The sequence below is a fragment of the Roseomonas nitratireducens genome, assembly GCF_017813355.1.
Lineage (GTDB): Bacteria > Pseudomonadota > Alphaproteobacteria > Acetobacterales > Acetobacteraceae > Neoroseomonas > Neoroseomonas nitratireducens.
Genome location: NZ_JAGIYZ010000023.1, coordinates 37901 through 50601, shown reverse-complemented (window position 1 = coordinate 50601; position 12701 = coordinate 37901). Strand labels below are relative to the sequence as shown.

At 71.8% G+C, this 12701-nt stretch carries 11 protein-coding genes; 5 read left to right on the top strand and 6 right to left on the bottom strand.

Annotation, left to right across the window (positions count from 1 at the left end; translation table 11 throughout):
* Positions 1-13: 13 nt before the first annotated feature.
* Positions 14-331, bottom strand: coding sequence for a hypothetical protein (locus tag J5Y09_RS19710; RefSeq protein ID WP_209353540.1), 318 nt, complete (start codon positions 329-331; stop codon positions 14-16).
* Between the two features lie 100 nt (positions 332-431).
* The gene (locus J5Y09_RS19705) at positions 432-2777 is read right to left on the bottom strand and encodes a recombinase (protein ID WP_245217260.1); all 2346 of its coding nucleotides are present in this window, start codon (positions 2775-2777) and stop codon (positions 432-434) included.
* A gap of 132 nt (positions 2778-2909) precedes the next feature.
* Between J5Y09_RS19705 and J5Y09_RS19700 the strand changes: the two genes are divergently transcribed.
* Positions 2910-4295, top strand: a complete 1386-nt coding sequence (locus J5Y09_RS19700; protein WP_209353538.1) for an aspartate aminotransferase family protein — start codon at positions 2910-2912, stop codon at positions 4293-4295.
* 2 nt (positions 4296-4297) lie between these two features.
* Positions 4298-5089 carry an RMD1 family protein gene (locus J5Y09_RS19695; protein WP_209353537.1) on the top strand — a complete coding sequence of 264 codons (792 nt, stop codon included), beginning with the start codon at positions 4298-4300 and terminating at the stop codon, positions 5087-5089.
* A 3-nt stretch (positions 5090-5092) separates the two neighbouring features.
* Here J5Y09_RS19695 and J5Y09_RS19690 read toward each other — a convergent pair whose 3' ends face one another.
* From J5Y09_RS19690 to J5Y09_RS19680, 3 genes are read right to left on the bottom strand one after another with little or no spacing between them, the layout of a single operon-like run.
* Entirely contained in the window at positions 5093-6478 is a 1386-nt protein-coding gene (locus tag J5Y09_RS19690) for an amidase (protein WP_209353536.1), read from the bottom strand.
* Positions 6475-6669: a hypothetical protein gene (locus J5Y09_RS19685; RefSeq protein ID WP_209353535.1), complete on the bottom strand. Its 195-nt coding sequence runs from the start codon at positions 6667-6669 to the stop codon at positions 6475-6477. Before J5Y09_RS19685 ends, J5Y09_RS19690 begins: the two co-directional genes overlap by 4 nt.
* 54 nt (positions 6670-6723) lie before the next feature.
* Positions 6724-7893 carry a pyridoxal phosphate-dependent aminotransferase gene (locus J5Y09_RS19680; protein WP_209353534.1) on the bottom strand — a complete coding sequence of 390 codons (1170 nt, stop codon included), beginning with the start codon at positions 7891-7893 and terminating at the stop codon, positions 6724-6726.
* Positions 7894-8011: 118 nt separating this feature from the next.
* On the opposite strand from J5Y09_RS19680, the gene speB reads away from it, so the two are divergent.
* The 3 genes from speB (at position 8012) to J5Y09_RS19665 (ending at position 12042) form a co-directional block, all read left to right on the top strand.
* The gene (speB, locus tag J5Y09_RS19675) at positions 8012-8908 is read left to right on the top strand and encodes an agmatinase (protein ID WP_209353533.1); all 897 of its coding nucleotides are present in this window, start codon (positions 8012-8014) and stop codon (positions 8906-8908) included.
* A 481-nt stretch (positions 8909-9389) separates the two neighbouring features.
* The gene (locus J5Y09_RS19670) at positions 9390-10616 is read left to right on the top strand and encodes a type III PLP-dependent enzyme domain-containing protein (RefSeq protein WP_209353532.1); all 1227 of its coding nucleotides are present in this window, start codon (positions 9390-9392) and stop codon (positions 10614-10616) included.
* Between the two features lie 19 nt (positions 10617-10635).
* Positions 10636-12042, top strand: coding sequence for a homospermidine synthase (locus tag J5Y09_RS19665; protein WP_209353531.1), 1407 nt, complete (start codon positions 10636-10638; stop codon positions 12040-12042).
* 7 nt (positions 12043-12049) lie between these two features.
* Here the strand turns inward: J5Y09_RS19665 and J5Y09_RS19660 are convergent, their stop codons facing one another.
* A complete protein-coding gene (locus tag J5Y09_RS19660; RefSeq protein WP_209353530.1) occupies positions 12050-12661 on the bottom strand; it encodes a glycosyltransferase family A protein in 612 nt (203 codons plus the stop codon).
* Between the last annotated feature and the right edge of the window lie 40 nt (positions 12662-12701).

Below are 12701 nucleotides of genomic sequence, written 5' to 3'. Positions count from 1 at the left end.
GGCACCCATCCCCTCAGCGGTTCGGCGTGATGTCGAGATCGATCTGCGGAATGCGGTCGAGTGGCGGAAGGCCGTTGATCAGGATGCCGAAGCGCACGCGCAGGTCGTCCGCTTCCATCGCCGCCTTGACGACATCGGCGATGCGGTCGGGCGCGACCTCGACGCGGACCTTGAGGTGGTCGAAGGCCGGCTTGCCGAGCCGTTCCCAGTCGATGAACTTGCCCTTGGACTTCTCGATCGCGGCGATCAGCCCCTTGAGGGCGGCGGGCCGCAATTCGGCGGGGCGCAGCAGATCCTCAGGACGGATCCGCGCCTCGGGCTCCTTGGCCATGATGGATGTTCCCTTCACGCGCGGGCCGGAATTGGCCCGCGGAGGGAGCAGACAGGAAAGCGTGAGGCGAAACCGTGCGCGCCATCACACGCGACGGTTGCTAGACCGGGCAGACCCCCGCCTCGCATTGCAGCCGCGCGAGGTCGACCGCCTCCGCCACGCCCGCATCGCGGATCGCGCCGAGGATGCGCGCGAAGTCCTCCGGCGCGACCTCCTCCTCCGGCAGGTATTCGTAGCCGAGGTCGCGGTCGGGCCGCGACGGCAGCACGGCGCAGCAGCGCAGAAGCGGCTGGTGGCGGCGCAGGATGGCGCGGAAATCATCGAGGCCCACGCGGTCCGTCGCGATCTTCAGCGTGTAGGAGACCTGGTTGCCGCGGTCCCGCCCGATCCAGTGGCGTTCGAGCAGTTCGAGCCAGCGATACTGCTCCTCCGGCGTCGCCTCCGGCGCCGTCACCAGCCGTTCGCCGATGCCCAGGCGCTGGATCAGCGGCAGCGTCGGGAAGCCCACCACCGTCACGCCGGGGAAGGTTTCCAGCGCACGCACCGGATAGCCGCGCGCGGCATAGTCGGCGATCAGCGGATCGCCATCCGCCCCGCCGCGGAACTGCACCCAGCGCAGGTATTGCCGCCGCGCGGGCAGGTGCGCGCCTTCCGTCAGCCCGAACAGCTTGCTGGTGGTGCCCGCCGGCTTGATCGTCGTGACCGTGACGGGCGGCGCCATGCCGAGCGTCGCGGCATAGGCGCTGGCCTCATCCTTCGCGGCCTGCGACAGCCGCGCCAACGCGTTCCAGAAGGGCTTCGCGCGCGCTTCATCCAGCAGGTCGCGGAAGCCGAGGCCGAAGCGCGCCCAGGCCCATTCGTGCAACCCCGTGGGCCCGATGCCGATGCGGTTGGTGCGCGCGACTTCCGCAGCATATAGCCCGTCCATCCGGTTGACGCGGATGAGGAAGCGCACGCCGAGCCGCACCGAATCCTCGACCCGCGCATCCCAGGCGCGCGCCACATCTTCCGGCACCGCGCCCGGCACCAGCGCTTCGAGCGCCACCGGGCAGGCGAGCAGCGGGGCGAAATCCGCAATCACGCAGTAGCCGCCGGTCACGTGCAGCACGACCTCGCCGCAGGGATTGGTCGTGACCGGGAAGTCGGCGGATGCCGCGCGGCGCGCGACCTCGGCGAGCAGCGGCGCGCCTTCGGCGATGCGGTAGCGTGCCGACCCCGCCTCCGCCGTCGCGGGCTTTTCGCGCGCGAAGCCGGTGCGCGCATCCTCCAGCCGGTCGCCGTTGATGAAGCCCGGTTCGCCGTTGATGTAGGCGCAGGCCGTCGCGGCTTCGAACAACGCCCGGGCGTGGCGCGTCAGGGGTTCGTCATCGGCACGGCCAAGCCGGTCCCAGAACTCGGCATCGACCATCAGCGAATGGTTCGCGGTCCACAGCCCGCCTTCCGCCTTCAGCCGCACGAAGCGCAGCGCGCCGGGATCGCGCCAGGATTTCGTCGCCATGCGCGCGGCGCGGCGGGCGCCGCCGACCTGCACCTCGGTGGACAGGATATGGTCCGCGCGCAGCGCCTGTTCCCAGGGGCGCATCGCCTCCCCTGCCCTGTCGCGGTCGCGCGCGGCCTCGATCACCTCCCGCCGCAGCATGATGAAGGCGCGCAGCAGGGAGAGCGGGCCGGAGGCCGGGCGCCCCTGCATGCCGTGGATGGGCGCGCCGAGCGGGCGGATCTCCGACAGGTCGAGCAGCAGCCTTTCGCCGCGCGCGCCGCGGAAGGCCATGGCTTCCAGCACTTCCACCGCCTTGGCCCAGCCTTCGCGCGTATCGGCCACGCGATGGCGGATCGTGCCCGGCGGCAGGCGATCGAGGTCGTGCACCAGTTCGCGCGCGAGGAAGGCGCGCACATCCGCTTCCTCGACGTCGCCGAAGGCGTCCGGCCCCATGCCCCAGCGCAGCAGGCCGAATTCGACGCCGAAGCGGTGCAGCGTCGCGCGGTCGCGCGGATGGTCCGGATGGCTCGGCGAGAGGTGCAGCAGAAGGTCCGGCGCATCGGCCCAGTCCACCAGGCAGAGCGCATCGTCATAGGCGCGCCCCACGCCCGCGCCGTTCAGCAGCAGGTAGAACTTGGTGAAGGAGGCGCCGGCCGTCGCGCAATTGGTGAAGACCTCCATGTTGCGCGAAGGCTGGTCGCCGTCGCCATGCTGGAGATGCCGGCCGGAGGTGATCAGCGCGCCGGTCGCGATGGCGTTGCGCAGCCGGGCCTGTTCCAGCGCATCGGACTGCGCGCCGGCCAGCGCCATGTTGCCCGCCGCGACGCGGTCCGCGACGCGGCCGAAATCCTCGCCATCCGCCGCGCGCAGCACGGTGCGGCGGGCGACGGCCAGGCCCATGCCGGGGTCGAAGGCGCGCGCGGGGACCGGCGCCTCCCCGAAGGTGGCACCGGGCGGCGGGGGCACGGCGGGACCATCCATGCGCCGAATATAGCGTGCCTGCCCCCGCCTTTCCCACAAGATGCTGCGTCGGCCGGGCGATGGACAGCGGGCCGCCGCCCGCGCAGGCTATCCGCCGCGAACCCTGCCGAGGCCGCCATGAACGCGATCCCGCCGACCAATTCCCCGATCGTCTCCGCCTTCGTCACGCATACGCCCGGCAGCGCCGCGGCCTATGCCGAGGCCAGGGAGCATTTCCCCGGCGGCGTGACGCACGACACGCGCTATGTCCGCCCGCACCCGATCGCCGTGGCGCGCGCGGCCGGCGCCCGCAAATGGGACGTCGATGGCAACGAATATGTCGACTACGCCGGCGGCCATGGCGCGCTGATCCTGGGGCACGCGCATCCCGAGGTGACGGCGCGCGTCGCGGAGCAACTGGCCAAGGGCACGCATTACGGCGCGAACCACGCGCTCGAGAATCGCTGGGCCGAGCTGATCAAGTCCATGGTGCCGAGCGCTGAGATGATCCGCTTCACCAATTCCGGCACCGAGGCCACGCTGATGGCGCTGCGCGTCGCCCGCGCCGCGACGGGGCGGACGAAGCTGCTGCGCCTGCGCGGCCATTTCCACGGCTGGCACGACCACATGGCCTTCGGCGTGACCAACCACTTCGACGGGACGCCGACGCCCGGCATCCTCGAGGGCCTGTCCGACAACGTCCTGCTGATCGACCCGAACGACGAGGCCGGCCTCGCCGCGATGATGGCGGCGGAGGGCAGCAACATCGCCGCCGCGATCCTTGAACCCACGGGATCCACCTATGGCCAGGTGCCGCTGCGCGACAGCTTCGTCCATGCGCTGCGCGCCGCCACCGCGCAGCACGGCATCGTGCTGGTGTTCGACGAGGTGGTCACCGGCTTCCGCGTGGCGAAAGGCGGCGCGCAGGAAGTGCTCGGCATCCGGCCGGACCTGACGACGCTGGCAAAGATCCTGGCGGGCGGGCTGCCGGGCGGCGCGGTGGTCGGGCGGCGGGACCTGCTCGAGCTGCTCGACCCGGAGCGTGCCGCGGCGCGCGGCGTGGAGAAGATCCCCCACCAGGGCACCTACAACGCCAACCCGCTGTCCGCCGCGGCCGGCATCGCGACGCTGGAGATCCTGCGCGACACCGATGCGATTGCCCGGACGCACGCCTATGCCGCCGGGCTGCGCGGCGCGATGAACCAGGTGCTGGTCGAGATGTCCGTCCCCTGGGCGGTCTATGGCCGGCACACCGGCATCCACATCTTCACCAACTGGAAGAACCTGCCGATCACGCCCAGCAGCTTCGATCCGCTGGCGATGGGCTATGCCGACCTCAAGGTGCCGCGCGGCCTGCAGACGGTAACGAAGCTGCTGCTGGCGATGCGCACGCATGGCGTCGATTTCTCGCCCTGGCCGGGCGGGCCGGTTTCCGCCGCGCATGGGCCGGCGGAGATGGAGACGACCGTCGCCGCCTTCCGCCGCGCGCTGGGCGATCTGCGCGCCGAAGGCGAGATCGCCTGACCATGTCCGGCAGCGTGCTGACCGCGCGCGCGCTGCTGCTCGGCGAGCGGCTGGACCATCGCGGCCTGCCGCGGGAAGGCGCGCCGGCGGCGGACCCCGTGCCGCTCGCCACACCTCCGGGCCTGACCGCCTTCGCCTTCCGCTGGGGCGCGGTCGTGCTGGTGGGCGCGAGCGCCGAGCAGGAAGCGGCCATCGTCGGCATGCTGCGCCCGCGACTGACCGCGCCGCTGCCCCGGCCGATCGAGGAATCGGCCACCATCGCGCCCGGCGCGGAGCAGGACGGCATCGGCCCGGATGGAGTGATCAGGCTGCGCGACCTCTCGACCGCCCGGCTCGCCATCGTCGCGGATGCGCTGGCGAAGAGCGCGGCACTCGCCCACCAGGAAGCCCTGCTGGCCGAGGCGCTGGACCGGCTGGAACCGGTGGTCGCGACGCTGCGCACGGAAGGGCGGCTCGCCGCTTCCTCCCGCGCGCTGCACCGGCAGATCGGCCATGCGCTGTCCGCGCGCAGCCGCACCACCGCGCGCGTGGAGGCGGAGGAGAAGCCGGAGATCCTGTGGGACCATCCGGAGCTCGAGCGCCTGCATGCGCGCCTCGCCGACGAGTACGAGCTCAAGGAACGCAGCGCCGCGCTCGACCGCAAGCTGAGCCTGATCGGCGACACGACCGAGGGCGTGCTCTCCCTCCTTCAGGCGCGGCGCGCGACGGGGCTCGAGATCGCCATCGTCGCGCTGGTCGCGATCGAGGTCGTCTTCACCTTCTGGGAGTACCTGGGAAAGCCGCTCCTGCGCTGAGCTTCACCCCGCCGTGGCCGGCCGCCGCACCCGCCAGGTGGTCGCCTGCTCATACGCATGGCCCGCGCGCAGCACCGTCGCATCCTCGAAGGGCCGGCCGATCAGTTGCGCGCCGACCGGCAGGCCCCCTTCCCCGAAGCCGGCGCACACGGTCAGCGCCGGCTGGCCGGTCAGGTTGAAGGGGATGGTGAAGTTCGCGACCTCGAAGGAGGTCCACTTGCCGGGCACGGTGATCAGCGGCGCCTCGGACGGCTGTGCGGCGGTCAGCAGCAGGTCGCAGCGCGCCATCACCTTCGCGACCGCCTCGCACAATTCGCGCCGGCGGCGCTGCGCCTGCAGGTAGTCGGCGGCGGTGATGGTGGCGGCGAGCGCCAGGCGCTCCCGCAGGTATTCGCCGTATTCGCGGTACTTCGTGCGCAGCCAGGGCTCGTGCACGGCGAAGGCATCGGCGGCGAGGATCAGCCAGCCCGCCGCGTTGAAATCCTGCAGCGGCGGCAGCGTCACTTCCTCCACCGTCGCGCCGAGCCCTTCCAGCGTCCGTGCCACATGCGCGATGCCCGCCGCGACACCCGCGCTGACCGGCCAGTCGGCCTCGTGGAAATGGCGGATCACGCCGATGCGCAGGCCGCGCACGCCGCCGTTCAGCCCCGACAGCAGGTCCGGCTTCGGCCGGTTGGCGGAAGACGGGTCGGCCGGGTCGTGCCCCGCCAGGGCATCGAGCAGGATGGCGCAATCCTCGACCGTCCAGGCGAGCGGCCCGACGGTGTCCAGACTGTGGGAGAGCGGCAGCACGCCGGCGCGCGAACACAGCCCGTAGGTCGGCTTGATCCCCGCCGTGCCGCACAGCGCGGCCGGCCCGCGGATCGACCCGCCGGTGTCCGAGCCCGTGCCGCCCAGGATCACGCCCGCGGCGACCGCCGCGCCGGTGCCGGAGGAGGAGCCGGCCGTGAAGCGCTCCGTGTCCCAGGGGTTGCGGGCCGGCGGCCAGGGCAGGTCGAAGGACGGCCCGCCCCAGGCGAATTCATGCGTGGCGAGCTTGCCGAGCGAGACCGCGCCGGCATCGGCCCAGGCGCGCACGGCCGCCGCGTCGGCCTTCGGCACGTGGTTTTCGAGCACGCGGGAATGGCCCGTCGTCGGCACGCCCGCGGTCTCGTAGATGTCCTTGTGCGCGATGGGGATTCCATCGAGCGGCCCCTTCAGCGTGCCGGCCATCTGCCGCGCCTCGGCGGCCTTGGCCTGCTCCAGCGCGATCTCCGGCGTGAAGCGGATGAAGGCGTGGATGGCGGGATTCAGGGCCTGGGCCTTGGCGAGCCGGTCCTTCATGAACTCGACCGGGGAAATCTCCTTGGCGGCGATCTTCCGCGCGGCTTCGGCGATCGTCGGGATCATCGCGCCGCCCCCTTCGCGTCGAAGGTCACGGCCATCTCGGCGCCGACCTCGCGCGGGGTGCGGACGCGCTCGGCGAAGGCGAGGATATGGCCGGAGACGGCGCGGATGCCCTCCTTCTCGGCTTCCGTCAGCGGGATGCCGTGGCGCGCGATCAGCGCGTCGAACTGGGGCTTGTCCATCGGCTCGGGCATGGCGGGCTCCTTCCTGGCGAGGGGAGCCCGATGCTGCGCCCGGCAGGCGTCAGGTCAACCCCGCGCGGCGAGCACTTCGGCCACGCGCGTGCAGGCGGTGCGCAGCCGCTCCTCGCTCTGCGCGAAACACAGGCGCAGATGCCCCTCCCCGCCCGCACCGAAGGCCGCGCCGGGCGCAAGCCCGACGCCGGCGGAATGGATCAGCGACTTCGCCAGCCCCACGCTGTCCGCGCAGCCTTCCACCTTGAGGAACAGGTACATCGCGCCATCGGGCCGCGGCGCGGAGACGCCGGGCACAGCGCCCAGGATCTCCAGCGCCAGGTCCCGGCAGGCACGGTAGCGCGCCTGCGTCTCGGCGATGAAGCCATCGCCTTCGTCCAGCGCCGCAATGCCCGCATGCTGCACGAAGGTGGCGGCGGAGGACATGTTGAACTCGTTGAGCTTCGCGATGCTGTCCATCAGCGCCGGGGGGGCGACGATCCAGCCCAGCCGCCAGCCCGTCATGGCCCAGGATTTCGAGAAGGAATTGGTCGAGACGACCCGGTCCTGCTCCGTCGCGATGGACAGGAAGGACGGCGCGGCGTCGCCCGGAAAGTACAGCCGCTCATAAACGTCGTCCGACAGGATCCAGGTCCCTGTCCTGCGGCAATGGTCGAGGATCGTCCGCTGCTCCTCGGCCGTCAGCGTCCAGCCCGTCGGGTTGCCGGGGCTGTTGAGGAAGAGCAGCCGCGTCGCCGGCGTGACGGTGGCGAGCAGCTCATCGAGGTCGACGCGCCAGGCGCCGTTCAGGATGCGGATCGGCAGCGGCGTGACGCGCGCGCCCATCACCCGCGCAATGCCGTCCATGTTCGGCCAGGCGGGCATGGGGATCACCACCTCATCGCCCGGGTCGAGCAGCGCCTGCGCGACCAGCATCAGCGCGTTCACCCCCGAAGCGGTCACCGCGACGCGCCCAGGCGCGACCGGCCTGCCGTTGCGGGTGAGGTAGCGCGAGATCGCCTCCCGCAGCGGCGCGATGCCCGGGTTGGGCGCGTAGAAGGTCTCCCCGGCATCCAGCGCCGCCTTCGCCGCATCCCGGATGAAGGCGGGCGTGACCGTGTCGGGTTCCCCGAAGAACAGCCGGATCAGGCCGGGCACCTTGCGCCCTTCCTCGGAGACTTCGCGGATCAGGGACCCCTCGATGGCGTCGAGGGCGGGGCGCGGACCGGTCGGGTGCATCGTCATCCGGCGCGCATAGAGCGTTTTCGAGCCGAGCGGAATCGCTCGGCGGCTCGGAAAACGCGTTCGATCAAAAAGGCCCAGGCCGGTCGATCCCGGCCAGGGGGCGGGCTATGGTCCGCCCATGGCCACGCCCGTCACCTTCGCCGCCCCGCACGCCTTCCTCGGCGCCCGCCCCGACGACCGGGGGGCCGCCGTCTGCGTCGCCGGCGTGCCGCTCGACATCGGCACGACCAACCGCGCCGGCACGCGGGACGGGCCGCGCGCCATCCGCGCCGCGGCGCGCATGCTGACGGATGGGCGGCATCCCGAGACCGGGGTCGATCCGACCGCGCTCGACCTGTCCGACCTCGGGGAGTTCGAGATCGCGCTCGGCGACATCCCCGAAAGCCTGCGGCTGATCGAGGCGCAGGCGACGGGGCTGAACCACCTGCTCGCCTTCGGCGGCGAGCATGGCGTGACGCTGCCGCTGCTGCGCGCGCTGACCAGGCGCATCGGCGGTCCGGTCGGCCTTGTCCACATGGACGCGCATCTCGACACCTCGGAGGACAATTTCGGCCAGCGCTTCGCGCACGGCTCGGTCTTCTGGCACGCCATCACCGAAGGACTGGTCGATCCGAAGCGGATGATCCAGGTCGGCATCCGTGCCCCCGCCTGGCCCGAGATGTACGCCTGGACCCGCGGCCAGGGCGTCACGATCCTCTCGGCGCAGGAGGTGCACGAAAGCACCCCGGCCGCCATCGCCGCCCGGGTGCGGGAGGTGGTGGGCAGCGGCCCCGCCTACCTGTCCTTCGACATCGACGCGCTCGACCCCGCCTTCGCGCCGGGCACCGGCACGCCGGAGGTGGGCGGGCTGGCCAGCTGGCAGGCGCAGGGGATCCTGCGGCGACTGAAGGGCCTCGATTTCCGCGGTGCAGACGTGGTGGAGGTCGCGCCCGCCTACGACACGGCGGAGATCACGGCGCTCGCGGCCGCCACCATGGCCTGGGAATACCTTTGCCTGACCGCGCCGGCCGCCTGACGCCGGAGAGTTTCCGGCGCCCTGATGGGTGTCTCCGGCCGATATGCGTGGGGATCATGCAAGCCCCGCAGGATTTCTCTTGATATTCGCCGATCGGCTGCATAGTTTCCGGCCCGCGCCCGATCGTCCCGGGCGCTGACGCCATCGCACGTGCCGCGAGGCCCCACCTCTAGGGGGCCACAAGCAACGACGGGACGCGTCCTTTGTTCGATCCGGCCAGAAGCGTGGGCCGGAAGGTTCGAGGGAGCCGCCTGTGTCGCCTGTCCGCCGCCTTGCGATGGAGACCCATCGCACCAGCCGCAGCGCCTGAACCGCGCCGCTGCGCCGCCGTCCCGCCCCTAAGCGCGCAAGCGCCGAGGGGACCGCGGGGCGTCGTCCGCGGCGGACGGCCGGCAGGCTCCCTCATTCCCCGCCGCCGCGCCCGGGTGCCAAACCGCGGCGCGGCGGCGGGCGCGCCCCCTTTCCGCGAAAGCCCGATGCGATGACCCAGATCCGTCCCCGCGGCGCCGTCGCGCCGCTCCGCCGCCCCGCCTCCCTGCCCCGCCGGCCCACCGTCGATGCGGTGATCGCCGCGCTGCAGCCGGAGGAGCCGCTGCACTGCCTGCGCCCGCAGGCGGTGACCGAGGCCGCGCGCGCCTTCGCCGCCGCCTTCCCGGGCGATGTCCTGTACGCCGTGAAGTGCAACGCGGAACCCGCCATGCTGCGCGCGGTCGCCGCCGGCGGCATCGCGCATTTCGACTGCGCCTCGGACGCCGAGGTGCGGCTGGTGCGCACCATGTTCCCCGACGCGGCCATCCACTTCATGCATCCGGTGAAGTCCCGCGCCGCCATCCGCGCCGCCTGGGGCCAGTGCGGCGTGCGCGACTTCGTGCTCGACACGGATGCGGAGCTTTCCAAGATCCTGGAAGTGACGGGCGGGGGCGATCTCGGCCTGGTGGTGCGGCTCGCCTTGCCGAAGGGCAGCGCGGCCTATGACCTGTCGGGCAAGTTCGGCGCCACGCCGGCCGAAGCCGCCGCGCTGCTGCGCGCCGCCCGGCCGCATGCCGCGCGGCTGGGGCTGTCCTTCCATGTCGGGTCGCAATGCCTCGACCCCTCTGCCTGGACGCGCGCCATGGCGCTGGCGGCCGAGGTGATCGCGGCCTCCGGCGTCGCGGTCGAGATCGTCGATGTCGGCGGCGGCTTTCCCGTGGCCTATCCGGGCAGCACGCCCCCGCCGCTGGCCGACTTCATGGAGGCGATCCGCGCCGGCGCGGCGCTGCTGCCGGAAGGCGTCCGCCTCTGGGCCGAGCCCGGCCGCGCGCTGGTGGCGGGCGGTGCCTCCGTCGTGCTGCAGGTGCAGCAGCGGCGGGGCGATGCGCTGTACGTCAACGATGGCGTCTATGGCGCGCTGTCGGATGCCGGCGCGCCGGGCTTCCGCTTCCCGCACCGGCTGGTGCGCGCGGGCGGCGAGCCGGTCGCGACCGTGACTCGCGACTTCACCCTGTTCGGCCCGACCTGCGATTCGGCCGATGTGATGAAGGGCCCCTGGACGCTGCCCGCCGATGTGCGGGAAGGCGACTGGATCGAGGTCGGGCAGCTCGGCGCCTATGGCACGGCGCTGCGCACCGCCTTCAACGGCTTCGACCGGGCGCATGTCACGGAAGTTTCGGATGCGCCCATGCTCGCCACCCCGGGATATGCACCCGGCGCACCGCTCCGCGCCGCCTGACCTGAAGGAAAAACAGAAGATGAAGCACGCTGCCTTCGACGGCCGCCTGGTGATGCTCGGCTTCGGCTCGATCGGCCAGGGCGTCCTGCCGCTGATCCTGCGCCATATCGACATGCCGAAGGACCGGATCGAGATCGTCACCTCCGACGCGCGGGGGGAAGCGATCGCGGCCGAGTACGGCATCCGCCACACCGTGCTGCCGTTGACGCGGGAGAACTACGCGGCGGAACTCCGCGCGCGGCTGGCCAAGGGCGACTTCCTGCTCAACCTGTCGGTCGACGTCTCCTCGGTCGCGCTCGTCACGCTGTGCCGGGAGATCGGCGCGCTGTATCTCGACACCTGCGTGGAGCCCTGGGTGGGCGGCTACACCGACCCGTCGCTGACGCCCTCCCAGCGGTCCAACTACGCGCTGCGCGAAAGCGCGCTGGCGCTGAAGCAGGGCGCGGGGCCGACGGCGGTGACGACACATGGCGCCAATCCCGGCCTCGTCTCGCACTTCGTGAAGCAGGCGCTGCTCGACATCGCGCGCGACACCGGCCACGCGACGGCCGTGCCTGCCACGCGGGAAGGCTGGGCGAGCCTCGCCCGCGACCTCGGCGTGAAGGTCATCCACATCGCGGAGCGCGACACCCAGGTCGCCGCCGGCCGGCCGAAGAAGCGCGGCGAGTTCGTCAACACCTGGTCGATCGACGGCTTCACGGGCGAGGGCTGCCAGCCGGCGGAGCTCGGCTGGGGCACGCATGAGAAGGCGATGCCCGCCGACGGCATGCGGCACGATTTCGGCTCCGACGCGGCGATCTACCTGATGCGCCCGGGGGCTTCCACGCGCGTGCGGTCCTGGACGCCGCTGGAAGGGCCGATGCACTCCTTCCTCATCACGCACAACGAGAGCATCTCGATCGCCGACTACTACACGGTGCGCGACGCGTCGGGCGCCGTCGTCTACCGCCCGACGGCGCACTACGCCTACCACCCCTGCGACGACGCGGTGCTGTCGGTGCACGAATTCGCCGGCCGCAACTGGGCGCTGCAGGAGGAGAAGCGCCTGATGATGGAGGAGATCACCTCCGGGATGGACGAGCTCGGCGTGCTGCTGATGGGACACAGGAAGGGCGCCTACTGGTACGGGTCCCGCCTGACGATCGAGGAGGCGCGCGCGCTGGTGCCCCACAACAACGCCACCTCGCTCCAGGTCTGCGTCGCGGTGCTCGCCGGCATGGTCTACGCCATCGAGAATCCGAACGCCGGCGTGCTGGAGGCCGACGAGCTCGACCACGCCCGCGCGCTCGAGATCTGCTTCCCCTATCTGGGGGAGATGGCCGGCGTCTATTCCGACTGGACGCCGCTGACGGGTCGCGGCGCGCTCTTCCCGGAGGAGGTCGACACCACCTGCCCCTGGCAGTTCGCCAACTTCCGGGTGGTCTGACCCGCCTTCAATTGTGCACGAACAGGACGCGCGGCAGTTTCACCACTGTCAGCGCGTCCCCGCGCAGCGCTGCGATGTCCTCGAAATAGGTGGCGTCGGCGGTGTAGCCCCGGTCGCGGAAGCCGGCCGCCTGCGCCAGGTCGCGCCGCACCAGCGCGCAGCCGATGTCGGCGCGGTTGCGCCGGAACTCGGTCGGGAAATGCGAATAGGCCGGCAGGGCCAGCCCGCCCGCCCGTTCATGGCTGTGCACCATGTCGAACAGGACGACGTCGGGGCGGTCCGCCGCGGCCTCCGTCGTCAGTTCGACGAAGCGGGGGACGTAGTAGTTGTCCCCGTTGGTCAGCAGCAGGTAGTCGCCGCTCGCCTCGGCCAGGCCGCGCGCGCGGAGCGAATGGCCGTAGTCGTTGTGCCGCGCCTCGGTGCAGGCGAAGCGGATGCGCCCCTCCGCTTCCTCGGCATAGGGGCGCATCATGGCGGCGAAGGCCTCGTCCGGCCCGTCATGCCAGACCGACAGCCGCCAGTTCGGTGCGCGCTGGTTCAGGATCGATTGCACGAAGACCTTGAGCGGACCGGGCTGGCGCCAGGTGACCGCGACGATCTCGATGATGGGAGCCGGCATCGTCGCCCTTTCGGAACGACATCAGAATAATGGCTCCGCG

What these genes read in the sequence shown, in the direction of transcription:
- J5Y09_RS19665 (WP_209353531.1), top strand. Translation starts at nt 10,636, where the DNA reads ATGAAGCACGCTGCCTTCGACGGCCGCCTGGTGATGCTCGGCTTCGGC.
- J5Y09_RS19660 (WP_209353530.1), bottom strand. Translation starts at nt 12,661, where the DNA reads ATGCCGGCTCCCATCATCGAGATCGTCGCGGTCACCTGGCGCCAGCCC.
- J5Y09_RS19685 (WP_209353535.1), bottom strand. Translation starts at nt 6,669, where the DNA reads ATGCCCGAGCCGATGGACAAGCCCCAGTTCGACGCGCTGATCGCGCGC.
- J5Y09_RS19690 (WP_209353536.1), bottom strand. Translation starts at nt 6,478, where the DNA reads ATGATCCCGACGATCGCCGAAGCCGCGCGGAAGATCGCCGCCAAGGAG.
- J5Y09_RS19680 (WP_209353534.1), bottom strand. Translation starts at nt 7,893, where the DNA reads ATGACGATGCACCCGACCGGTCCGCGCCCCGCCCTCGACGCCATCGAG.
- J5Y09_RS19710 (WP_209353540.1), bottom strand. Translation starts at nt 331, where the DNA reads ATGGCCAAGGAGCCCGAGGCGCGGATCCGTCCTGAGGATCTGCTGCGC.
- J5Y09_RS19700 (WP_209353538.1), top strand. Translation starts at nt 2,910, where the DNA reads ATGAACGCGATCCCGCCGACCAATTCCCCGATCGTCTCCGCCTTCGTC.
- J5Y09_RS19695 (WP_209353537.1), top strand. Translation starts at nt 4,298, where the DNA reads ATGTCCGGCAGCGTGCTGACCGCGCGCGCGCTGCTGCTCGGCGAGCGG.
- speB (WP_209353533.1), top strand. Translation starts at nt 8,012, where the DNA reads ATGGCCACGCCCGTCACCTTCGCCGCCCCGCACGCCTTCCTCGGCGCC.
- J5Y09_RS19670 (WP_209353532.1), top strand. Translation starts at nt 9,390, where the DNA reads ATGACCCAGATCCGTCCCCGCGGCGCCGTCGCGCCGCTCCGCCGCCCC.